This window comes from Iningainema tapete BLCC-T55 (assembly GCF_014698965.1).
GTDB classification, from domain to species: domain Bacteria; phylum Cyanobacteriota; class Cyanobacteriia; order Cyanobacteriales; family Nostocaceae; genus Iningainema; species Iningainema tapete.
In genome coordinates, this window is sequence record NZ_JACXAE010000092.1 from 63,081 (window position 1) to 84,275 (window position 21,195).

Below are 21,195 nucleotides of genomic sequence, written 5' to 3' on the forward strand. Positions count from 1 at the left end.
AAAATGGCTCAGACATTTTCTTTATATTTTCAAGCAATAGAACTACAAAACCTTAATTTTTCCAGATTTACTAAACGCTATGGGACTCAGGCTCATAAAGTAGTCATAGATAGTCAGCGAGATTTATTACTGCATTTGATTGGTTTAAGTAATGTTAATAATTTCACGCTATCTATTCGTTACTTTCATAATCCTGAAGAATCCAGTGAACAACAATTAAAGCTTTACATAATTGCTAATTATTCAGCAAATGATTCTTATGATCTCCAACAAGCTAGAGATGAGATAGCTAGTTTTTTCGAGGTTGGTAGTTTAAGTGCATTTTATAAATTTGAGTTATTGCAAAAAGAGTTATCTCGAATTCCTGAGCTAAAATGGGTTAACCACATTGGAGAAGTCATCAAGCCAGAAAAATTCAATTTACAAGGCTACTATTTACCTTACTTATTTGAAGCTAACAAAGATAACAACATGTTAGCTGTCTGTGATGTTCTCCATAGATTAAAAGAAAAATTTTTACTAGAAATTACTCTTCAAGTCTGTCAAAGTTCAGAGGATAGAGAAACGTTGGTTAATGCTCTTGGTCAAATGGTAGCTCAAATCCAACTGCTCAAAAGTAAGAGCAAGAATGCTTTCTTAGATACAGCCTTAAAAACTTACACACAATATCAAGAATCATATGTCAATAGAAATTTATTCAAATACAACATCAAAGCACTGGCAGTAACCCGCAACAATATTCGTACTGTTTTAATGACATTAGTACAGAGTGCAACAAAATCTAATAGTTATGGAGAACAAGATTATATTGAAATTGTGAGTCGGGATAGGGATGAGCAAAAGTTTTTAGAAAGTTTGAGCGCAACTGAAAATATAGAGATTTCCACAGCGGTTGAACGCAATGGTTGGAAAGGCGACTTTGGAGAGAAGTACATTAGAGAACCTATTCAGCCAAAGCTTAGCAATGAGTTGGGTGATGGTTCGACAAATATTTACTCAAGCCCCTTCAATCCTGCTAATTTTAGTCATACAGCTTTACCCTCATCTGGAGGAGCAATTATCCAAACTGGCAATTCAGCAATAACTCAATCCACAAATGCTTTAAAAAAGCTTCCTTTAGCACAAATAAAAGACTTAAAACCACTACATCGCCTTGCAACACTGGAAGAAATTAGTGGATTTTTCCGCCTGGTGATTCCTGGGGATACTCCAGTTCCTGGTATGGCGACAACTGGCTTGCATAAGAGTACTGTTGAGGAAATCTTCAACAGCTATAGTCACCTGATTACAAAAGACGAATATATAGTTGGGCTAGATGATGATGGTAATCCTGTAACATCTAGCTGGAGTGAAATTCCTCATCGCTTAGTAGCTGGGGTATCTGGCGCTGGAAAAAGCAATTTTCTGAAATGGATCATCTTCCAATTCTTATACGTTAACCCAAAACGTAGGATTTACATTGCTGATTTCGGCGGAGTTGACTTTCAATGGTTAAATCATATGGGAGTTAATGTTGAAATTGAGACAACTCCAGAGAATTGTCCAAATTTAGTAGAGAAAATTCATCGGGAAGAGTACGAAAGACGCTTACAGTTAATGCAGGAGTATGGAGTATCTAACCTGAAAGAATTGCAGGACGAAGGAGTTGAAATCGATCGCACTCTCTGGATTATTGACGAAGCGGCTGACATTGCAGATGTTTCCAGTAAACTGCGGGACACTATTGAAAAGCGACTAAAAGAGTATGCTCGTAAAGGTCGTAAATATGGGATTCATGTAATTTATTGTACCCAAAGACCAACTACTGAGGTCATTACTAAACAAGTGACTGACCAATGTGAAGAGAAAGTTGTTTTTAGGGTGAGTCCAGATGCAAGCTATCGCATATTAGAGGATGCAATTGCAGGGGATATACCGAAGGATGCGATCGGCAGAGCTTATTTAAATGGTTCTGCTGGTCAAATGTTTGTGAATACTCCGTTCATAAAAATGCCTAGTGGCTCAAAAGTCAAGTTATCTGACACACTTTGGGCTAATCTTCTCGCTAACTGATAAATCTTTCTGAAAACTGATTGGAGGTAATTACATGACTATTTCATCCGATATTGAAGAGTTCCGCTCAATGGTAAGTAACATTGTTGATCGGCTTGAGGAAATCAATTCATTGTCTAGAACGATTCCTGAAACTGAGGTAAATCAGCTAAGTAGAAAATTTTCAGGACTGATGGATAACTTGGCAGAGGTAGACAGACAACTACGCTCTACTACAGAAATGCTTGAAGACATCCGCTCACGTTGGGGCTGAAAATATGACCCTCACTAATGATATAAAACAATTCCAAATGAATACTGCTAAGTCAATGGAGATATTAGCGGAAGCTTATCGGTTAGCAAATAAGCTTTCTGAATGTTCTGTAGATGAATTACCCTCGCAATTTGCTCAATTACAAAACCTATGTGAGCAAGCCCTTGCTCAAACTCGATATACTGCCTCTAATCTTATAGAAATTAATCTTAAGTGGGGTTCTGCCCCTATTCAGCACTATTTAAGCAAGCAACTGAGTACTGGTGATGCGACTGGTTCAACAGTTAAAGTGGAACATTCTCCCTTACAACTTACAACGGGAGCAGAGAAAACTACACAGCCACAAGCAGGAGATTTAACAGTTTTGATTGAGTCAGCCAAAGAATTTATAGACAAAACTGTAGATGTATCTGGACAATTTCTCAATCAAGCTGTTAAGACTGGTAAAAATTTGCCAGCAACTATGATGATAGCAACATCTCTTACAGGTGTGGCTTTGACACGAACAGTTAACTTTGTTGACAAGGTAATTTCCCCATTGATAGAACTCAATAATCGTGTCGCCACTAAACCAGGTATGCCTCTATCAGAAAATTCTTGGTTAGCAATCATCAAAGAAATCTCAGATAAAACTGAGGAGTATTTTGGAATAGACGGTGAGGTAGTGGCTGCATACGAAATGCAAAAGGAACAAGAGGAAGACGAAAGGGAAAGAAGGCTATAGCTGTGCTGACTTGAAGAAGGTGCCGTACTCCTGGTTAACGCACCCTACTTTTAAGCTAAATTTAAGTATTTATCCCATTAGTAATTCACAGTAGTTGCCGCAATTCATCTAAAGTATTAACAGTTCTAATTGCCTGCTGAATTGTGGTTAATCGCTCCAAATCGGAAATTTGAGAGATTTGTGGCATCAGTTGTAATCCTTGAGTACCGAACTTTGCTTCCAAACCCCTTTCAATGCTCAATAGTAGCTGCTGTCGCTGCCCTTGTTGCAGCTGATACCAAGGAGGTTTGCATGAGTCTCCCATATCCCACTTCATGATTTGTTGGACTAATGCGTTCACCGATGATTTGCTCTTGGGCGGCGCGTTGTCGTACAACCAGCGGCAATACTCACATATTAAAATATCTAAATAGTTATCAAAATGTCTTGACAAAAAATCAGCCTGTGAAGTGTATCCCAAATCTTGCATCGTAGAAATAACACATGTTCTGTCAAACATGTTGCATTGTCTGCTAAGTTTGACTGCATCTAGAGCTTTTATTAAGGGTGAACATTCTTTAACTGACTGTGTTTGTTGCATGCAAATACCGAAGCGCTTGACTTAACCAAGATAGCAAAAGCCTGTGTGAACCGCACAGCTTGTAAACCAGTTGGGGGGTGATGTAGGCGATAGCCATATCCCACTTCATGATTTGTTGAACTAATGCGCTTTCTAACACCAACGTAGCAAAAAAAGCGAGGACGCCTAATTGAGGACGGGAGCTCGCTAACTAATACATCGCTTCCACGACTAATCGATTGAAACTTAGATTTAAGAATTTCTTTGGCTTTAATGTCGATAATTTGTGTTACTCATTTAACTCAATTGTCGGGGGCGAGGCTAATGATTTTCTTTGTACTGGTATCAGCAGGTTTGGGCATAGGGCAAGAGAATATAGTGTTATACTCAGAGAAGTTTCTTTTGGCTGTAAGTTGCGCTCATGAGGCAAAGCCTTTTAGAGAGGCATTACCTTGCAGAGCATGGTAACAAGGCAAAAAACGAATTCTGCTAGTGTTGGTATACGATTTCGCATTTACCTTGAATAAGTATTAGTAGCAAATTATACTATATAAAGATAAATTTTATAAATGTTGTCAAAATAGGTACAAAATTAGGTAAACTATACCTTCAGCATCACAGTTGTTAGATTAAAAGAATTGTTAAAGCTAGTCTTGAAGATAAAAGATAAAATCGAAAAATAATTAGGAGGAAAGCCTAGTGGGTAAGTATAAGTCTAAACAAAGCTTACAACAGGATGTCTCCAGCACAGGGCAAAAAGCGGAAAACCCCCTTGAAGTAAAATTGCAAGAACTGCTGGAGCAGAAAAAATATCGTCAGGCATTAGAAGAGATTAAAAAAATTCAGCGATCGCAACCTAATATTGAGTTCTCATTTAAAGTAGCAGATATCTGGTTGTTGCGGGGACAGCAAGAATTTCAAAAGCAAGATTTTAAACAGGCAGAAAAATCCTTTAGTCGCGCTTTAGAAATGGGTTTAGTTGGAGAAGTTCACTACTGGCAAACTAGATGTTTGTTGGAGTTGCATCAATTGGATGCAGCGGTGAAATTGCTCCGTGATGCTTTTGAGGCAGGAAAATTACCCGAAAACTATAGTATATATTATCTTAAACTCCTATTCTTAAAAGGAGACACTGCTACAGTAGAACAATTAATAAACCAAAATTCTAAACAATTTAATGCAGCGCAACTTAACTGGGTACAGGGAATTCTTGCTCTCAAAAATGGACAACCAGAAGCTGCTTTAACATTTTTTCAAAAAATAAAGCGTCCACTTACTCCAGGAGATGTGCCAAGTGCTTGGATTGCTTACAGCCAACAATTAAACGGTAATTGGGATGCAGCGGCGAACATTTTAGGATTAGAATCTCAGCCATCTAGAAGCTATAGTAGAGCAAAGTATTTAGAACATCCAATTTTAGAGAAATTGGCAACTTTCCAACTGGCAAAGACAGGACAACCACCTCTCGAAATGATGGAAAGAGGGGAAAAAGCTAAGCATGAAGCATTATCAGTCCTATTGATTTTACAATTAATTGATGATGGTGACAATCATGAAGCTGCCCATCTATTAATGAAGAAAGATTGGCGTTTCACTCGTTTTCCCGAACTACAAACTATACGTTCATCCCTATTAACTTTAGCAGGTCAACAAGCATTTAATCAAGGACAAACAAGCTGTGCTGAACTATTTTGGCAGCAGATAGTAACAGAACAACCTTTTAACACACAACTAGCTGTAAACTTGTTAGAAGTGTTGGAAGCTAATGATTCTTGGCAAGAATTTCAACGCCTGTTGAATCGGTTGATCAAATGGTTAGAAAACGAAGGTAAACAGAATCCCCAAGAATGGCAGGGCGAAAGATTAAAACTAACCCTAGCTTATCTCCATTGTCGGGTAGCAGATTCCTCAATGGCAATGAATCGCGATCGCGCAGCTATGGCATCTGTACAACAAGCAGAGCGCATCTGCCCAACATCTCCAGAGGTAATTGGGCGTAAGGGATTAATTGCTGTCTCAGATGGGAATTTTACTGAAGCAATACCACTACTTACTGAAGCACTACAAGGTGGCTGTAAATATGAAGAAGTTTACGGTGTTTTGCTCAAATGTTTAGAAAGACAAGGAGACAAGCAGGCATTAACTGAGGCACGTCGCCGTTTTGGTAAATCCTTTGGCGATGTCGGTGTTGACAAAGAAGTTGAAGAATTGCCTTGGATGGATGCTTTGTCTACCCTCAGTTACCCCTTCTATAGTCGTTTAGTGCAAACAGGAGATCAAAAAGATCCAGCTTTAAATGCATGTCGCATTTTTGTCAATGCAGTACAAAGTCCCCCCAACTCTGGCGGTAGAGTCTCATTAAATCAGAAAAAAGCAGCCCAAGAATGGGAAACTATACTCAAACCATTATCTGCTCAAGAGAAAATTCCTGTCCTACAAGCGATCGCAATTTCTATCCATCTATTTGCCAAACGCGAAAAAGGCATTGCAGCTCTAACAAATCAATATGTGCGCCAATTATTTGAGCTATCAGGAGAACAACCAGAAGCTAGAATTGCTCATTTAGTTGTCTTAACTGTGAAAGAAAATAATGCCAAAAAACTAGAGTTTCCTTTGCGTGCTTACCTCGACACCATGCCCCAACCAGGAAATGCTCTGGCAAACATTCAGTTGCAAGTACGCCGTTTTGGTACTAATACCAATCTTGTATCTGCCCTTGATGAAGCACTGCGTCGAGAACCTCAAAATCCTCTGCTTTTATTAGCAAGAGCTACTACTTATCCCGTCGAAGATTCCAATTACGAACAGCTCAAGCAACAGGGATTTGAATTAGCCCGTCGCCTACAAGATGCTAAAGCACTACAAGCATATCGGGAAGAACAGGCATTTCTCTCTGCGCAAAAAGTAACCAGTGCAATGCCATCACCAGAAGATTTTGACGATCTGGATATGTTAGATGTTGATGAACTATTGGAAAACATGATCCGGAAATTATTTGGCAACAATATTCCCAAAGCTGAATTTGAACGAATACTTCCCGAACTAAAACAGAAAATGCTCAATGATATGCCCGACTTCATGGATGACGATGATGATGATGATGATTTCGAGCTAGACTTAGAGTCAATATTTGGAATGCCAACTCCCAAAAAGAAGAAAAAAGGTAGAACAAGAGGTGGTTTTCAAGAATTATTTTAAATAATTATATGATGAAGAACAATTACGAACTTTTAGGAATTTCTCCAGGAGCAACATCCGCCGAAATAAAAGCAGCATACCGTGCCAAGCTAAAAGAATTTCCCGCCCATACTTATCCAGAAGAATTCAAAGCAATTCGAGCCGCATACGAAGCCCTCGGTAAAGGAGAAACACAAAAAAATGAAGATTTCTTTAAAATTCGTCCTCTGCAAGCAGAACTTGATTCAGAGGTATTGAAACAGTTACGTGACAAAGCCCTTGCTCAACTGGAAGTTAGTTTGGATGATTTAATTCGCGCTACATTTTAACTGATAATTGTTGATTGATAATTGTTAATTGCAATCAACAAACAACAATCAACATACGAACCATGATAAATGATAAAGAAGCTTTATTTGCCAAATTTATAGACTATTTACATTCAGAACAAACACCACCAGAGTATTTGGGTGAAACACCAGAATCAGTTAATGCATTTGATCCCTATCAAATGGTGGCAGAATGGATTGCCTTACGTCATGAAGTTAAACAACAGGGGAAATTATTACGTTCGGCTCAAGATGTTCTGCAACAATCATTAGAAGTAACTCAAAGAGAAAAAGAACAACTGCAAATAAATTTGGAACAGTCACAAAAACAAGCAGTGGTTCAATTTGAGCAACAGCAAGAGAAACTGTTACAAGATTTATTAGGAATATTGGATGCTTTGGATCGTGCTTGTGCCTATTGGCAAGAAGAAATAGAAGCGATAAATACGACAACACGCATACAACCAGTTCCGCAAAGCTTCTGGCAAAAATTAGGCAGCTGGTTCTTTGGCACCCAACATTATTCAACAGAGAGGGAATCACGCATTTCTGCATATTTAAGCGGAGTTTTAACTAGCAATCAACAAGGAGTAGAGTTAATCAGGCGATCGCTCTTAGAAGTACTGCGTCAACGACGAGTTGTGCCAATTGTGGCTCTGTTGAAATCTTTTGACTCCCGAACAATGTATGCTGTAGGCAGCGAACAAAGAGCAGATGTAGCTGATAATATAGTGGTTCAAGAAGTAGTACGTGGTTATTTATGGGGCGAGCGCGTACTCAGAGAAGCACAAGTAATTGTGGCGAGAGCAACGAACGATTAGTGACTAAGTAACATTTTAAATTTTGAATTAGTTATGGGAAGAGCAGTTGGGATCGATTTAGGTACAACAAATTCCGAAGTAGCAATTGTCGAAAATGGACAAGCGCGAGTATTGCCAGGAGAAGATGGAGACTTGATTTTACCATCTTGTGTAGGGTTTAGCGATACGGGTAAACTTCTGGTAGGTAGAGAAGCACTGCGTCAGTATGCCGCTGCTCCTGATCGCACCGTCAAGTCAATTAAGCGCTGGATGGGAACCGATCACAAAACTACGTTTGCTGTTGGTGGAGACTCTGGAGAAGAGAATCGGGAATACTTGCCTCATGAAATTTCTGCCATTATTCTCCGCGCCCTGAAACAAAGAGCCGAGAATGCTTTGGGAGAATCAGTAACTCAAGCAGTAATTACTGTGCCCGCCTACTTTACTGATGCCCAACGACAAGCGACTAAAACAGCAGGAGAAATCGCTGGTTTTGAGGTACTACAAATTATCAACGAACCAACAGCAGCGGCTCTAGCTTATGACTTGCGTGCAGAAGAGACAGAACGAGTTTTAGTTTATGATTTGGGCGGCGGTACTTTTGATGTTTCCGTAGTGGAAATTACAGGTGAAGTTACCGAAGTACTAGCTAGTCACGGTAATAACCGTTTGGGTGGAGATGATTTTGACAGACTTTTACAACTCCATCTAGCAGACATCTTCAAAACAAAGCATGGCATGGATGTACCAGATGACGCTGCAACTCAAGCGCGTCTGCTCCGGGCAGCAGAACAGTTAAAAATTGACTTGAGTGCCCACGCTTTTGGTACGGTAAGGGAAGCCTTTTTGGGTAGCAAGGGGAAGACTGCACTGCATTTAGAGGTAGAAGTAGCGCGAACAGATTTTGAAAAGTTGATTCGCCCCCTATTGGAACAAACTCTAGAAGCAATTGACAGAGCATTAGCAGATGCTAACCTTGAACCGAGTCAGATAGATCGGGTTATCTTGGTTGGTGGTTCAACACGCATTCCCTTAGTGCAAGAAATGATCGAGTTACATCTCAAACAAACTCCCACCGATGGTATTCAACCCGATCTTTGTGTGGCTTTGGGCGCAGCCTTGCAAGCGGGAGTGCTGGTAGGTGAATCAGTGGATGCCATTCTCGTCGATGTGATCCCCCATTCTCTGGGTATTGCAGCGGCAGTAGATACACCAATGGGTATTATGCCGGGGTTCTTTAGCGTGATTATTCCCCGTAATAGTGTTGTTCCCGTTTCTCGCTCTCAGGTTTATTCTACTGTAAGCGATCGTCAAGAAGTGGTGGAAATTGAAGTTTTTCAGGGAGAAAATGAAATCGCTGAAGAAAATGTTCCCTTGGGTTCTTTTAGAGTGGAAAACTTACCCCCCAAACCAGCAGGAAGTATTCAAGTTGAAGTCCACTTTGACTTTGATCTCAATGGTATTCTCACTGTAACCACTACAGAGAAAGGTAAGGGGCAACAAGAGACGTTAGTAGTAAATAATGTGGGGATGCAACGATTTTCTAGCCATGAGTTGAAGCAGGCAAGGGAAGATTTAGAGGCATTGTTTGAAAGTGATGAAACAATTGAAGTCTCTAAGGAGGAGATTGAAACAGCAAATGTTAGTCCGGAAATAACGGCGCTTTTAGAACGTGCTCAACAAGCATTTTCTAGTTTAGATGAAGAACAAGTAGAGGAATTACAAGATTTGTTAGACAAGCTTGAAGATGCGATCGCTAACAACAGTGCAGAAGTCCCACCATTGCAAGCAGAGATAGAAGATTTTCTCTACTATGTCAGTACTAACTCCGAAGAATAATTAACCATGAAATGTCCAGTTTGTGGAGCGGTTTACCGTGCTGCCCCTAATTCTTACTCCTGCAAACGCTGTAAAGCAGACTTGTCTGACTTGATTCGCCTTCACGATCAAGCTATGTGGTATCACATAAAAGCAATGTATTTATTACAACAAGAACAATATTCAGCAGCAGAAGTGAACAACAATCAAGCCCTAGCTTTGCATTACAGCAACGCAGACTTTCACGCCTTGGCAGGTAAATTATCGGCATTGCAAGGTAAATTTAGTGAAGCGATCGCTCATTGGCAACAAGCACTCAAGATAGAGCCGCAAAATGCGATCGCCAGTGCTGGTTTGGACATGATCGCTATGTTAAAACAATAGGATACACGACTGTACAGACGCCCCGGTGGGGCGTCTCCACAAAATCGTGATTTTTTTAATTCATCCGCATGATTCAGCAACGCCCTATATCTACACTAACTGCTGATATAATCCAATGAGAGTTCCATCTGGATCGCGTAAATAAGCTGTTTTGATTCCATAGTAGGGATTGTTCATGGGCGCTGCCGTAAAACTAACTCCTTTATGTGTTAATTTTGCATATTCTTCTTCTACATCATTGACTGTGAAAATTAATGCTACAGTGTCTTGACATTCTGCTTGAGGTGGCTTGTGATTGTGAATCATTTGTGCCATTTCTTCTCGTCGGAATAAACTCAGCTTCATTTCTCCTACTTTAAATTCAGCGTATCCAACTTCTCGTTCATCTATTTTTACTTCAAATTCCAGCACATCTTTATAGAATAAAAAACAAGCATCAAGATCCGATACTAATAGTCTTGTGTATGCAGTTCCAACTTTCATAATTACTAAAAATTAGCTTTTCACAATTAATCATTATTCCAGACGACAAAATCGCCCTTATCCATCTTTAGAGATACAAAACGGTTCGTAAACCTTCATCTACTTCTTCTTGCAAGCTAGTTGGCAATGAACCAACACGCTCAGTCAAAAACGCTTTATCTACTGTAAATATCTGAGAAACATTGACGACAGAATCTCTAGGTAAACCCGTTGCGTCATGTGGCAATAAAACATTACCTGGTACATTCGCAAGTTCAAGATTGGAGGTAATGATGGCAACAATTACTGTCTTCAGACGACTTTGTATGAATGTATCATCTTGAATAAGCATAACAGGTCTACGATAACCCGGTTCTGATCCCACTGGATCTGGCAAATCTGCCCACCAAATTTCACCACGATACACTACCAGTCCTCACGAGCTAAAGACATAAATTGCATTTTTGCTAGAACTGGATCTAACTCCGAAGATTCCTTGGCGTAGACTGTGTTGAGTTTGGACAACATCTGCTCTCGATTGTAACGCCGTAAATACGCTTTCAATGCTTCAGTGTAAAGTTCACTCCGAGATATTCCTAACTGTTGAGCAAGCGCTTCAGCTTCCTCAAAAATTGAGTCGGGAAGAGAAATAGCAGTTTTCACAACTGACTCCTTGAGTAGTTGGTACACTTTAGTTATACCAAATTCATACCAATTGGATTAGTGTCAAGACAATTATGGTTGATAATCAGAGTACCACTATGCCCACTGCTATTGACGCTAATGATGCAGCAGCAATTGAAGCAGCAACACAAGGAGTTGCTTTATGCGATCGCTCTCAGTGGGGACGCATCAAAGTTTCCGATCAGGATCGTCTCCGCTTCTTACACAACCAAAGCACGAACAATATTCAAAGCCTTCAACCAGGACAAGGTTGTGATACTGTGATGGTAACATCTACCGCCCGCACTATTGATTTGGTCAGTGCGTACATTTTGGAAGATGCAGTGTTGCTGCTAGTTTCACCTAACCGTCGCCAGTTTCTTATGCAGTGGCTAGATCGCTACATCTTTTTTGCTGATAAAGTGCAATTAACTGATGTTACCGATGAAACTGCAACTTTAAGCTTGATTGGACCTGGAAGTGATGCGATTATCCAGAAGCTGGATGCTCAGACAATTATCGGTCAACCTTATGGCAATCATATATCCCTACCTAATGGTGTGCTAGTTGCTGTTGGTAGTGGTTTGGCTTCTCCTGGTTACACTTTGATTTTTGCTGCTTCTCAAAAAGAGACTGTGTGGAACAAAATTGTGGAGTTGGGCGCAGTACCGATGAGCGAGCGCGCTTGGGATATGTTGCGAATTTTACAAGGACGTCCAGTTCCTGACTATGAACTCACTGATGATTACAATCCTTTAGAAACAGGTTTATGGCAGACAATTTCCTTTGATAAAGGTTGCTACATTGGACAAGAAACCATTGCCAGGTTAAACACATATAAAGGTGTAAAACAATACCTGTGGGGTATTCGTCTGGGCGCTCCTGTAGAACCAGGAACTGTGATTACAATTGGAGATGAGAAAGTCGGAAAACTTACCAGTTATACTGAAACTACAGATGGTTACTTTGGACTAGGCTACATCCGCAGCAAGGCTGGTGGCACTGGGTTGAAAGTACAAGTTGGAGAAGTTGAGGGTGAAATAGTAGAAGTTCCTTTTGTTTCTCATGAATATCCGTAAATTTTTGTAAAAAATATGCAAACTACAAATGATTCCCGTCTTTACCGTGCTAGTTGTTCTTTGGACGGGTTATCTGTAGGTGATGCTTTTGGAGAAAGATTTTTTGTACATCCCGATTTAGCAGACAATTTAATTGCTTCTCGTGCCATTCCCTCTACACCTTGGTATTACACAGACGATACTCAAATGGCACTATCGATTTTTGCCATCTTACGAGAGTGCGGAGAAATTAACCAAGAGAAATTGGCAGCAAGTTTTGCACAACGATATGACAGCCAACGAGGTTACGGTGCGGCAATGCACTCTCTATTGGCACAAATACGAGATGGCGGGGCTTGGCAAAAGTTATCTACTAGTTTATTTAATGGACAAGGTTCTTATGGAAATGGTGCAGCAATGCGGGTTGCACCAGTGGGAGCATTTTTTGCAGATGATTTGGAATTAGTTGTGACTCAAGCACAAAAGAGTGCAGAAATTACTCACACACATCCTGAGGGTATTGCAGGTGCTATTGCCGTAGCAGTTGCAGCAGCTAGAGCTTGCAAATTAGAAGGTGCAATTCCCACTACAGCAGAGTTTCTCGACCAAATTTTACCTTATATTCCAGATAGTGAGGTGAAATCTAAAATTTGCCGCGCTCGTGAATTGTCTCACAATACACCAGTAAAATCAGCGGCAGCAATATTAGGTAATGGAACTTATATTTCTGCTCAAGATACGGTTCCCTTTGCTATATGGTGTGCTGCTAAACACCTAGATAACTACGAAGAAGCACTGTGGTTAACAGTGAGTGGCTTAGGAGACAGAGATACTACTTGTGCGATCGCAGGTGGTATTGTTGCTTTATATGCGGGAAAACAAAGCATCCCAGCACAATGGTTACAAGCACGAGAAGCTTTGCCTAGCTGGGCATTTTTAGACAAAGAAGCTTTACATAATGAAACTGTTACACTTTGGCGTCCCGTAGGACCAAAAGAACTATCATTAATAAAAGACAGTGGTTATCAAGAGTTTCCGCCAAGATTACCAGAACAACCAATTTTCTACCCCGTACTAAATGAAGAATACGCCATCCAAATTGCCCGTAACTGGAATGCAGCTAGTGCTGATACGGGTTATATTGGTTATGTTACTCGCTTTCAGGTACGAGCAGAGTTTTTAAGTCGTTATTCAATACAAACTGTCGGCGCTTCTATGCATCAAGAATATTGGATACCAGCTGCTGACTTAGCTGAATTTAATCGCAATATTGTGGGTTTAATTGAAGTTGTTGCCGAATTTCAGGAATAGACATGAATTCTCGTCAACAAATAACATATAAAAGAGAAAAGTAAAGATAAGTAAACATATTGTTTAAATTTTTCTCTTATATGCTGAGCGCTAGATTGCTCAATTTCCAGAACCTCTCCAGGCAATTGGTTTCGCGTGTCTTGAGTATCCTGTCTTCGCCAAAATGGTGTAAAATTCTCTCGTTCCGAGCCTACACCTTGACAAAAATCATCTACCCAATTAGCAAGACTACGAACTTTGTTTACAGGTGGTAGATGAGTATGGGTAGTGTCTTTTTGATGCAGCTTGGCAATACCATTGTCAACTTCCTTAGTAACACTAACTGAAGTTATGGGCTGGCTTTCAATAGGAGTAGCGATCGCCGTAACGACAGGTGTATTGTGATCATTGTAGACAGCCAGTGGTACTAAAGGTTTATTTTCAAATGCTGTGCCAACAGCCATAGGTGACACGAAAGACTTGTTTTCCGCATAAGCAACAGCAATTGATACAGGCTCGTCAATCGGGGTAATACCAGAAGCCAGTTTGTCAGAGTGAAATGTTTCTAGTTGAGACTCAGTGGGACTTTGATTTGTAACAGTATCTAATGGTTCTATTAAATGAAGGTGTTCTTCTGGGTTAAAGTTAAGACCTAAAGCTGCAACTATTTGATCAGGATTATTATTCAGTTCCAAGATAAAAGGAAAAATCTCATTGATATCCGGTTCCAAAACAGACACAGTTGCCAATATAAAACCAGAAGAAGGGCGACGGATATCGTCATATGTTCCCCAAATCCGCATTTTTACTAACCAGGCACGATTTTGATCGTAGTAGCTCACCCACTTTAATTTTACTGATTGACGCAGCTGCTGAATTTCCATTGTGATATTTTGCTTCAGTCAACGACAGTGAGTCCTCTATAAGTTATACATCAATCTTATTTTTGAGGATGAAATCGATGATAAAGCATATGTGTCACTATTTGACCACATAGTAGATGTTGTTCTACCACTAGAGGTACTTCTTTGGGTTTAACACCACAATACCAAACCCTCTCTGGTAATACTACTACCATCGGTCCATTACCACATTGTCCCAAACAACCGCTACCTGATACTGTTACCCCAGGAATGGGCATTGCGGCAAAAGCAGCAAGTACTTTTGCTGCACCTTGCTTTTTACAAGTACGATTTTGGCATACACGAACACATGTAGAAGAATCAGGTAACGGGGTTACTGAGGTGTCAGATGGTTGGGATATGTTAGTCATTTTTACATGAACATCTCAATTATTTGGTAAAAATACCTGAGAAGTAAAGTTACCATGCAAGCCGTAAGGAATGTGGTGTTTGAGATGCAAGCGTGCTATTGGCTCCTTAGTAAAATCACTCGCATCCAAAATTACCACTTCTGAGCGATGGTGTTCTGAATTGTAAACCAAAGCCAATACCCAACCGTCATCTTCACCCCCCTTTGAGGGAGTGCGCGGGACAAAAACTGGTTCACTAGCAAAGCCTCGTGGTGCTGCACTCCAAATTTGTCTTTCTCCAGACTCTAAATCAACTTTCATAAATGCTTGCAACGGCGCGTTACCAATGTCTGTATGCGCGACACCCATATATAAATAACGATATGGGCGTCCTACATTGTTAGGATGTATGGTGGGAAACTCACAACAGTGGTTAACTATCGACTTGCTAAGGACAGTTTTATCTTTGAGGTTAAGATTAAAGCGCCACAGATGTCCAGGCTTAAGAGCATCAAAATCAACTTGGCGGAAATTGCTTCCTGATTCTACTTCTGGCAAAGATTCGTAGCAAATTGAGTCAATGACAATTTCATCTTCCACTTCAAAAGCATTGGCGTGGTGGAAGACAAAACCGGAATGAGTTTCTAGAATTTGTACTCCCCACCCCCCCTTTGTAGGGGGGGTACGGGGAATCACAACAATGCGAGTTGGTTGATTGGGCTGAAATTTGACACATTCCCCTGCACCACGTAAACCTAAGGCAAAAGGTATAGGATTAAAGGCAACGGGGTTTTGGAAGAATATGCAGTAATTAGGGGTAATGGCGAAATCATGAATAAAGGCGAAACCAGGAACACTATGAGCGTGCTTCCGTACCACTTTACCTGTTGAATCTAGCTCAAAAATGGTAATGGTAGTAGATAGTCCCGGTTTAATAGAAAAGTTGACAAGAATTGGTTCGCCATCATTTTCACCACAACTAGGATCGAGGCGTGGATGTGCGGCAAAAGCTTCGCCTTCTGATAAAACTCCGTTGAAGTGTTCTTTGCCCAGAGTTTCTAGAGTTTGGGGATCAAGACAATGGGGATCGGCAGCTTCCCATAACGCTAATAGTTTACCACCCCAGTAAATCACATTTGTATTAGCAATATTTTTAATATTAAAGTCAAAGGCATTCTTCTGCCAACCACCTGGTTTTTGCGTACCAAAGACACCGCGATAAAGAATTTTGCCAGCTTTTTGTTCTTCTAGATAGGCAGCAGTGCGCACAAAACGGTTGCGGAAGTGGGCGCGTCCATTGTTAAATGTAATCCGGCTAATCATCCCATCTCCATCAAATGGGTGATGAATATATTGCCCATTGATGTCTAGCAATCCAGGTCCATTTCTAAATAATGTACCTTGAAGTTCTGAGGGAATTTGTCCTTCTATATCATCAATCCAATAATCATATTCTTGTTTGAGGGATTCATATCCCTTTTGCCAATCTCCACGAGTGTAGGATTTTTCTGGAACTGTAGAAGCGCGTTCGTAAAGTTGAAAACTCTGCATATCGATAGGATTTTAATTTTAACACCAGATTTGTGGGGTAGGCATCTTGTCTGCCCCGGCAATGCTATTCCGCTGGTTCTGTTTGGGGTTCACGGGGCATTAGTTTGGACATTAAGTTGGATAAAAATGATTTTTGCTCCTCTTTTGCTGATGCTGGTGGTAATGTTGGTGTCTCGGCATCTGCTGCTGGTAGCCAGTTGAGGAATAGCAACGGTAATAGCCTGCTGAGGTTGGTAATTGTTACTAGTAACCACATAGCGTCAAAGTTAGTTTCGTTAATTCCTAACCAATAGGTTACTAACGCGCCAAATTCATGGGATACTAATCCAGCCAAGTTTGTTACTGACATCAACAAGGCAAATAGGGTGGCTTCCACTCCAGGAGGACACAATCTTGCTGCTAATACCAATACTGGTATATAAGCTATTTGACCCATTGCGCTGATAATGAGACTATCACCTAAACTAAACCAGTGGTCATCTATACCTAAAGCACGGTTTGTATGAGTTACTAGGAGCAGCATTGTCATACCCAACGTTACTGATATCACAGCACTCCAACCAAAAATCACCCGAAAGGGAACTGTTTTAAGGAAACGTTGGAAAATCCAAATCCCAGCCAGGGAAGCAATGCTGGTTACTAAACGTACCCTTCCCAAAAATTCTGGTTCAAAGTGCAGTTCGTTGGTGGTGAAGAAGAAAAATGCTGATTCTGATGATGGTGTGGCTAGCCAGACAAAGAGAAATACTGTTGGTAGCCATATTGCTTTCTGGCTTACCGCTTGACGTAGTTGCTTGAGTTGAGTTGCCACTCTTGAGTGATTGCTGTGATCGTTATTTCCCTCTGTGCCCACAGGTGTTTCTGCAATAAACCAAGCTGCTGCTGAAACTAATAAGGGAAATAAGGCACTAATCCAAAATACTGTGCGGGTGGTAAAATCTTGTAAAAGCATTCCACCCAAGTAGGCTGTAATCAAGCCTCCAAAGGCTGATGTTCCCCAGCACAGGGATTGAATCGAACCTGCTTTGGCTTGAGATTCTGCTCTAGCTCTTTCGACAACTATTGAGTCAGCAATCACGTCACTGACTGCTATTCCCAAAGAACCAAGTGCAATAGCTGCTGCTGCAGACGAAGCTGTGTGAACTATTGTTGCTAGACTCACCCAAGAAATTGCTCCCAGTATCCCTGATAAAACCAGATATGGGCGGCGTCTGTATCCGAATATAGGTAAGCCATCTGACATGAAGCCAAACAATGGCTTAATTACCCAAGGTAGGACACCAATACCGATGAGGGCGGCAACTTGAGTCGGATTTAGCCCAAGTTCATCTTTGAGGAAGAAGCTGACAGCTAAACGTGCCAAGCCTAAAATGCCTTGAACAAAGTAGACGGTAAGAATCGCCACTAACTCGGTAGTGGGTTCATTACCGAAAAAAATCTTTTCCCTTACTGAGTCTTTTACCTTGGACAAGCCAGAGGAGGAAATCAGCATTTGATAAACAATTTTTAAGTTTTATCTACTTTTACATAATATCTATTTCTGAGAAGTAGAGGTGTAGGGTTATCCACTTCTTTAGTTGTCTATGCTTGTTTTAAGGGTAATAGTCAGAGTAAAATCCTTTATGTGTATAGCTTTGATTAATTCAGAAATTAAAATTAAATTTGATTCATTAATTTAATTGACTTACATTTTGTAAAGAAAATAATGATTGAATAGTTTCTTTTATATTTAATTTTTTTATGATTTATGACAGAATGCGATCGCCGCATTCTGACCACCAAAGCCGAAACTAAAAGATAACACGTTTCTAATTTTACTGCCACTTGCCGTTCTCACTAGCTCCAAATCAAATTCAGGGTGTAAAAGTCCCACTGTAGGTGGTAATATTTGATGCCGCAAAGCCATGAGTGAAAAAGCTACACCCAAAGCTCCTGATGCTCCTAATGTATGCCCAGTTGCCCCTTTAGTAGAACTTACTGGTATTCTCTGGGGAAATATCCGCTGTATCACTAAACTTTCAACACTGTCATTTAATTGCGTACCAGTGCCATGAGCGTGAATGTAATCAATATCGCTAGGTGTGAGGTGACTGCGATCTAAACATTGTCTCACAGCGGCGATCGCACTTCTACCTTCTGGTTGAGGAGCATATGCATGATATGCGTCTGCTGTCAAGCCAAAACCCAGAATTTGACCATAAACTTTTGCTTGACGCGATGCTGCTAATTGAGCCGATTCCAAAACAAATACTGCTGCACCTTCTCCCAAAACAAAGCCAGAGCGTCGTAAATCAAAAGGATAAGCACCTGTTTGAGCTAGAGCCTGCATCTGCTTAAATCCAGTAATGGTAAGCGGAGAAATCGGTGCTTCCACTGCACCAGCAATCACTCGCTCACATACCCCTGTTTGCACAAGATTAACTGCTTGTGCAATTGCCCAAATTCCCGTAGCACAAGCAGCCATCGGTGCTAAAACAACTCCAGATGCACCAATTTGTTGTGCCGTGGCGATCGCATTCATATGCGGTAGAGTATCTAACCAAAGCTGTATATTCTTCTCCCCTACTCCCCTACTCCCCTTCTCCCCCACTTCCATCTGGCGTGCCATCTCTTCCCAATCAGCCTGAAAACTGCGACTTGAGCCAATTACCACGCCACAATCAGGTAAAGGAGGAACTAATTGAGCATCTGCCAAAGCCGAGGCAACAACTAGTTGAGTCAGCATTCTGATATTTGCTGGTTGTGTGCCAATTAAACCGAGAGGAAGTGATTCTAGCGCTGGAAACGGTTGATGCCGATTAATCCCAGATTTACCAGCTATCAACTGTTTCCAACTATACTCTAAGCTTTCGCCCAAAGCACAAACTAAACCAATACCTGTGACAACAACTGAAACCAATGAGTGGATTAACTTGCAGTTTTCAGGTTTTCTGCGCCTTTGGTAACTTTAGCAGAGTCAATGCGATCGCCCTGCTGAATTTTGTTAACTACATCCATTCCTTCAGTAACATTGCCAAACACAGCGTAATTACCGTCGAGGAAACTCTGCTCTGCTAAAGTAATGTAGAACTGAGAGGAAGCTGAATCTGGCATTTGCGATCGCGCCATTGCCACTGCACCGAGTTTATGCTGTAATACTGGTGGTTTATTTATACCTGCTGACTCAAATGTTTTACCGTAAATTGGTGTATCTGAGCCTTGGGGCTTAATCTCCAGAGGTACGTAGCGTTCTTTTCCCGTTTTTTGGTCAATAAAGCCACCTGTTCCCAACCTACTTGCTGGTACTTTAGTGTCTTTGCTTTGGGGATCGCCTCCTTGAACCACAAATGGTTGGGGCTGACGCACAACTCTGTGAAAAGCTAACCCGTCGTACACACCCTTTTGAACTAAATCGACGAAATTACCTGCGGTAATTGGGGCATTTGTACCGTCTACTTCAATAGTAATTGGTGAACCTTTAACGGTGAGCACCACTGTTGCTTTGCCTTCGAGTCTTGGTAAATCTTTCATTCCGGGAATACTCTCAGTTGTACTTTGAGATACAGACGTTGCCTCTGTAGTTGTCGCAGTAGTTGCCGTGATGCCTGCCTCACTACCAGCTGTAGTTGGTGATGTCGAAGTTATCTGCCCAGTAGAGCAGCCTCCTAAAATTAACGCACCAACAATTAAACAAACAAGTAAAAATCTTAACCGCATTAACATTTACAGACTCAACCATTCGATTTTAGATTCTCAATCCAAAATCATTTATAATCCTTCCAAGGAAACTCCCAAAAAACGTGCTAATTGAGCACCTTGAGTTTCTAGCTCTTTTAAAGACAGAGGTTGCCCTACTCTTGTTAAAGGAATATCTCTACGACCCTTAGCACGTAGATAAAGGGCGCGACGGGGATTTATGCCCCCTCTTATATCCACCCGCACCGACTGCACATCTTGTGTCGGAAAGTCAATCTCTATTTGACGGTTTTTCCCTGGAAATCCCCAACGGAAAATTTTGATTCTGCCAGTTTCAAGATTAAATTCGTTGTATCCACCGCCCAAGTTCCAAAAAATCACTAACCACAGGTACAGGGATAGGAGCAAGCCTGCTACACCGTACAACCCCATTACTAGTCCTTGGGGGAAGAATAGCAGTTGAGTTGAATCAGTAAACGGAAGTAAATTTACTTTCAGGTAACTAGAAATTCCTGCCAGTAGGAAGCCCAAGGCTCCTAAGGAGACTACAGTTGCCCACCAGTAGTTGCTGAACCGACGAGAACCGAGAACTTCCTGACGCAGGATGTGTGAATTGGTGTCGCCTTTGGGCGAGTCACCTTGAGGAATGGTTGTTGATGTCGTCATTTAACTACTGTCGCACGCATTTTTATTTCCCTCTTATCTAGTCTGCCATTGGCGCTGCGCAAATGCAAGTTGAGTGAATTGATTTTTGAGATTTCTGAGAAAAGTTGTGTCAGATTGTAAAATTTTTGCTATTCATAATTAATAATAGGTTCGTGTTGTACTCCTGATTTATTAAAGTGGATTGGATACAAATCCGAACAAATATGATAAGTTAAGAATCATTACGATACCAAAAGTTGGATGACCAGCTGGTGGTAGCGACTCCGACAATATAAACTGAGAAAAGCCGACTGAACAGACGGTGAGTTCTCATAAAGTCTTCAGCAGAGTAGATGCTGGAGGTGTCAAAGAAAACGTTATTCCTTGGAAACGTTGCAATTTTAGTAAAAATGAGGATGTTATCCGATGACCATCGCAGTTGGACGCGCCCCCAGTAGAGGGTGGTTTGACGTTCTCGACGACTGGTTGAAGCGCGATCGCTT

At 41.0% G+C, this 21,195-nt stretch carries 22 protein-coding genes and 1 pseudogene; 10 read left to right on the forward strand and 13 right to left on the reverse strand.

Annotation, left to right across the window (positions count from 1 at the left end; all coding sequences use genetic code 11):
- The first annotated feature begins 3 nt into the window (after positions 1 to 3).
- From ICL16_RS30935 to ICL16_RS30945, 3 genes are read left to right on the forward strand one after another with little or no spacing between them, the layout of a single operon-like run.
- Entirely contained in the window at positions 4 to 2,052 is a 2,049-nt protein-coding gene (locus tag ICL16_RS30935; RefSeq protein WP_190835425.1) for an FtsK/SpoIIIE domain-containing protein, read from the forward strand.
- Positions 2,053 to 2,086: 34 nt separating this feature from the next.
- Complete coding sequence (locus ICL16_RS30940; RefSeq protein ID WP_190835426.1) at positions 2,087 to 2,305, forward strand: hypothetical protein; 219 nt, start codon at positions 2,087 to 2,089, stop codon at positions 2,303 to 2,305.
- 4 nt (positions 2,306 to 2,309) lie between these two features.
- Positions 2,310 to 3,029 carry a hypothetical protein gene (locus ICL16_RS30945; protein WP_190835427.1) on the forward strand — a complete coding sequence of 240 codons (720 nt, stop codon included), beginning with the start codon at positions 2,310 to 2,312 and terminating at the stop codon, positions 3,027 to 3,029.
- Positions 3,030 to 3,114: 85 nt separating this feature from the next.
- Here ICL16_RS30945 and ICL16_RS46230 read toward each other — a convergent pair whose 3' ends face one another.
- Both ICL16_RS46230 and ICL16_RS47855 read right to left on the reverse strand, forming a co-directional pair.
- Positions 3,115 to 3,528: a hypothetical protein gene (locus ICL16_RS46230; RefSeq protein WP_238361034.1), complete on the reverse strand. Its 414-nt coding sequence runs from the start codon at positions 3,526 to 3,528 to the stop codon at positions 3,115 to 3,117.
- A gap of 154 nt (positions 3,529 to 3,682) precedes the next feature.
- A pseudogene (locus tag ICL16_RS47855) lies at positions 3,683 to 3,772 on the reverse strand (transposase); the annotation flags it as partial.
- A 515-nt stretch (positions 3,773 to 4,287) separates the two neighbouring features.
- On the opposite strand from ICL16_RS47855, the gene ICL16_RS30955 reads away from it, so the two are divergent.
- From ICL16_RS30955 to ICL16_RS30975, 5 genes are all read left to right on the forward strand, one after another.
- Positions 4,288 to 6,786 carry a tetratricopeptide repeat protein gene (locus tag ICL16_RS30955; protein WP_190835428.1) on the forward strand — a complete coding sequence of 833 codons (2,499 nt, stop codon included), beginning with the start codon at positions 4,288 to 4,290 and terminating at the stop codon, positions 6,784 to 6,786.
- A gap of 8 nt (positions 6,787 to 6,794) precedes the next feature.
- Complete coding sequence (locus ICL16_RS30960; RefSeq protein ID WP_238361035.1) at positions 6,795 to 7,094, forward strand: J domain-containing protein; 300 nt, start codon at positions 6,795 to 6,797, stop codon at positions 7,092 to 7,094.
- A gap of 62 nt (positions 7,095 to 7,156) precedes the next feature.
- Positions 7,157 to 7,915, forward strand: a complete 759-nt coding sequence (locus ICL16_RS30965) for a nucleotide exchange factor GrpE (protein WP_190835429.1) — start codon at positions 7,157 to 7,159, stop codon at positions 7,913 to 7,915.
- Between the two features lie 33 nt (positions 7,916 to 7,948).
- On the forward strand, positions 7,949 to 9,733 hold the full coding sequence (locus tag ICL16_RS30970; RefSeq protein WP_190835430.1) for an Hsp70 family protein: 1,785 nt from the start codon (positions 7,949 to 7,951) through the stop codon (positions 9,731 to 9,733).
- A 6-nt stretch (positions 9,734 to 9,739) separates the two neighbouring features.
- Positions 9,740 to 10,096 carry a tetratricopeptide repeat protein gene (locus ICL16_RS30975; protein WP_190835431.1) on the forward strand — a complete coding sequence of 119 codons (357 nt, stop codon included), beginning with the start codon at positions 9,740 to 9,742 and terminating at the stop codon, positions 10,094 to 10,096.
- Positions 10,097 to 10,186: 90 nt separating this feature from the next.
- Here ICL16_RS30975 and ICL16_RS30980 read toward each other — a convergent pair whose 3' ends face one another.
- The 3 genes from ICL16_RS30980 to ICL16_RS30990 form a co-directional block, all read right to left on the reverse strand.
- Positions 10,187 to 10,579 (reverse strand): VOC family protein, encoded by a 393-nt coding sequence (locus ICL16_RS30980; protein ID WP_190835432.1) that lies wholly within the window; start codon positions 10,577 to 10,579, stop codon positions 10,187 to 10,189.
- A gap of 67 nt (positions 10,580 to 10,646) precedes the next feature.
- Positions 10,647 to 10,985, reverse strand: a complete 339-nt coding sequence (locus tag ICL16_RS30985) for a type II toxin-antitoxin system PemK/MazF family toxin (RefSeq protein WP_337907160.1) — start codon at positions 10,983 to 10,985, stop codon at positions 10,647 to 10,649.
- Positions 10,985 to 11,221: a ribbon-helix-helix domain-containing protein gene (locus ICL16_RS30990; protein ID WP_190835433.1), complete on the reverse strand. Its 237-nt coding sequence runs from the start codon at positions 11,219 to 11,221 to the stop codon at positions 10,985 to 10,987. The genes ICL16_RS30985 and ICL16_RS30990 overlap by 1 nt, the downstream gene beginning before the upstream one ends.
- 98 nt (positions 11,222 to 11,319) lie before the next feature.
- On the opposite strand from ICL16_RS30990, the gene ygfZ reads away from it, so the two are divergent.
- Together ygfZ and ICL16_RS31000 are read left to right on the forward strand one after the other, a co-directional pair.
- Positions 11,320 to 12,300, forward strand: coding sequence for a CAF17-like 4Fe-4S cluster assembly/insertion protein YgfZ (gene ygfZ, locus ICL16_RS30995; protein ID WP_190835449.1), 981 nt, complete (start codon positions 11,320 to 11,322; stop codon positions 12,298 to 12,300).
- Between the two features lie 15 nt (positions 12,301 to 12,315).
- Positions 12,316 to 13,590, forward strand: a complete 1,275-nt coding sequence (locus ICL16_RS31000) for an ADP-ribosylglycohydrolase family protein (protein ID WP_190835434.1) — start codon at positions 12,316 to 12,318, stop codon at positions 13,588 to 13,590.
- On the opposite strand, the gene ICL16_RS31005 is transcribed toward ICL16_RS31000, so the two are convergent.
- From ICL16_RS31005 to ICL16_RS31040, 8 genes are all read right to left on the reverse strand, one after another.
- Positions 13,581 to 14,453 carry a DUF5331 domain-containing protein gene (locus ICL16_RS31005; protein ID WP_190835435.1) on the reverse strand — a complete coding sequence of 291 codons (873 nt, stop codon included), beginning with the start codon at positions 14,451 to 14,453 and terminating at the stop codon, positions 13,581 to 13,583. The two genes, ICL16_RS31000 and ICL16_RS31005, sit on opposite strands and share 10 nt — an antisense overlap.
- 56 nt (positions 14,454 to 14,509) lie before the next feature.
- Positions 14,510 to 14,842: a (2Fe-2S) ferredoxin domain-containing protein gene (locus ICL16_RS31010; RefSeq protein ID WP_190835436.1), complete on the reverse strand. Its 333-nt coding sequence runs from the start codon at positions 14,840 to 14,842 to the stop codon at positions 14,510 to 14,512.
- Between the two features lie 15 nt (positions 14,843 to 14,857).
- Positions 14,858 to 16,372, reverse strand: a complete 1,515-nt coding sequence (locus ICL16_RS31015) for a carotenoid oxygenase family protein (RefSeq protein ID WP_190835437.1) — start codon at positions 16,370 to 16,372, stop codon at positions 14,858 to 14,860.
- Positions 16,373 to 16,436: 64 nt separating this feature from the next.
- Positions 16,437 to 17,864 carry a folate/biopterin family MFS transporter gene (locus ICL16_RS31020; protein WP_190835438.1) on the reverse strand — a complete coding sequence of 476 codons (1,428 nt, stop codon included), beginning with the start codon at positions 17,862 to 17,864 and terminating at the stop codon, positions 16,437 to 16,439.
- 246 nt (positions 17,865 to 18,110) lie between these two features.
- Positions 18,111 to 19,271 (reverse strand): beta-ketoacyl-ACP synthase, encoded by a 1,161-nt coding sequence (locus tag ICL16_RS31025; protein ID WP_190835439.1) that lies wholly within the window; start codon positions 19,269 to 19,271, stop codon positions 18,111 to 18,113.
- 8 nt (positions 19,272 to 19,279) lie between these two features.
- Positions 19,280 to 20,068: a peptidylprolyl isomerase gene (locus tag ICL16_RS31030; RefSeq protein ID WP_190835450.1), complete on the reverse strand. Its 789-nt coding sequence runs from the start codon at positions 20,066 to 20,068 to the stop codon at positions 19,280 to 19,282.
- Positions 20,069 to 20,119: 51 nt separating this feature from the next.
- The gene (locus ICL16_RS31035) at positions 20,120 to 20,713 is read right to left on the reverse strand and encodes a photosystem I assembly protein Ycf4 (RefSeq protein WP_190835440.1); all 594 of its coding nucleotides are present in this window, start codon (positions 20,711 to 20,713) and stop codon (positions 20,120 to 20,122) included.
- Between the two features lie 211 nt (positions 20,714 to 20,924).
- Positions 20,925 to 21,195: hypothetical protein (locus ICL16_RS31040; protein ID WP_190835441.1), on the reverse strand; the 271-nt coding region annotated here is incomplete at its 5' end.

What these genes read in the sequence shown, in the direction of transcription:
- ICL16_RS30965 (WP_190835429.1), top strand. Translation starts at nt 7,157, where the DNA reads ATGATAAATGATAAAGAAGCTTTATTTGCCAAATTTATAGACTATTTA.
- ICL16_RS31005 (WP_190835435.1), bottom strand. Translation starts at nt 14,453, where the DNA reads ATGGAAATTCAGCAGCTGCGTCAATCAGTAAAATTAAAGTGGGTGAGC.
- ICL16_RS30935 (WP_190835425.1), top strand. Translation starts at nt 4, where the DNA reads ATGGCTCAGACATTTTCTTTATATTTTCAAGCAATAGAACTACAAAAC.
- ygfZ (WP_190835449.1), top strand. Translation starts at nt 11,320, where the DNA reads ATGCCCACTGCTATTGACGCTAATGATGCAGCAGCAATTGAAGCAGCA.
- ICL16_RS31000 (WP_190835434.1), top strand. Translation starts at nt 12,316, where the DNA reads ATGCAAACTACAAATGATTCCCGTCTTTACCGTGCTAGTTGTTCTTTG.
- ICL16_RS30980 (WP_190835432.1), bottom strand. Translation starts at nt 10,579, where the DNA reads ATGAAAGTTGGAACTGCATACACAAGACTATTAGTATCGGATCTTGAT.
- ICL16_RS30960 (WP_238361035.1), top strand. Translation starts at nt 6,795, where the DNA reads ATGATGAAGAACAATTACGAACTTTTAGGAATTTCTCCAGGAGCAACA.
- ICL16_RS31035 (WP_190835440.1), bottom strand. Translation starts at nt 20,713, where the DNA reads ATGACGACATCAACAACCATTCCTCAAGGTGACTCGCCCAAAGGCGAC.
- ICL16_RS31030 (WP_190835450.1), bottom strand. Translation starts at nt 20,068, where the DNA reads ATGCGGTTAAGATTTTTACTTGTTTGTTTAATTGTTGGTGCGTTAATT.
- ICL16_RS31015 (WP_190835437.1), bottom strand. Translation starts at nt 16,372, where the DNA reads ATGCAGAGTTTTCAACTTTACGAACGCGCTTCTACAGTTCCAGAAAAA.
- ICL16_RS30940 (WP_190835426.1), top strand. Translation starts at nt 2,087, where the DNA reads ATGACTATTTCATCCGATATTGAAGAGTTCCGCTCAATGGTAAGTAAC.
- ICL16_RS30975 (WP_190835431.1), top strand. Translation starts at nt 9,740, where the DNA reads ATGAAATGTCCAGTTTGTGGAGCGGTTTACCGTGCTGCCCCTAATTCT.
- ICL16_RS46230 (WP_238361034.1), bottom strand. Translation starts at nt 3,528, where the DNA reads ATGTTTGACAGAACATGTGTTATTTCTACGATGCAAGATTTGGGATAC.
- ICL16_RS30945 (WP_190835427.1), top strand. Translation starts at nt 2,310, where the DNA reads ATGACCCTCACTAATGATATAAAACAATTCCAAATGAATACTGCTAAG.
- ICL16_RS31010 (WP_190835436.1), bottom strand. Translation starts at nt 14,842, where the DNA reads ATGACTAACATATCCCAACCATCTGACACCTCAGTAACCCCGTTACCT.
- ICL16_RS31020 (WP_190835438.1), bottom strand. Translation starts at nt 17,864, where the DNA reads ATGCTGATTTCCTCCTCTGGCTTGTCCAAGGTAAAAGACTCAGTAAGG.
- ICL16_RS30970 (WP_190835430.1), top strand. Translation starts at nt 7,949, where the DNA reads ATGGGAAGAGCAGTTGGGATCGATTTAGGTACAACAAATTCCGAAGTA.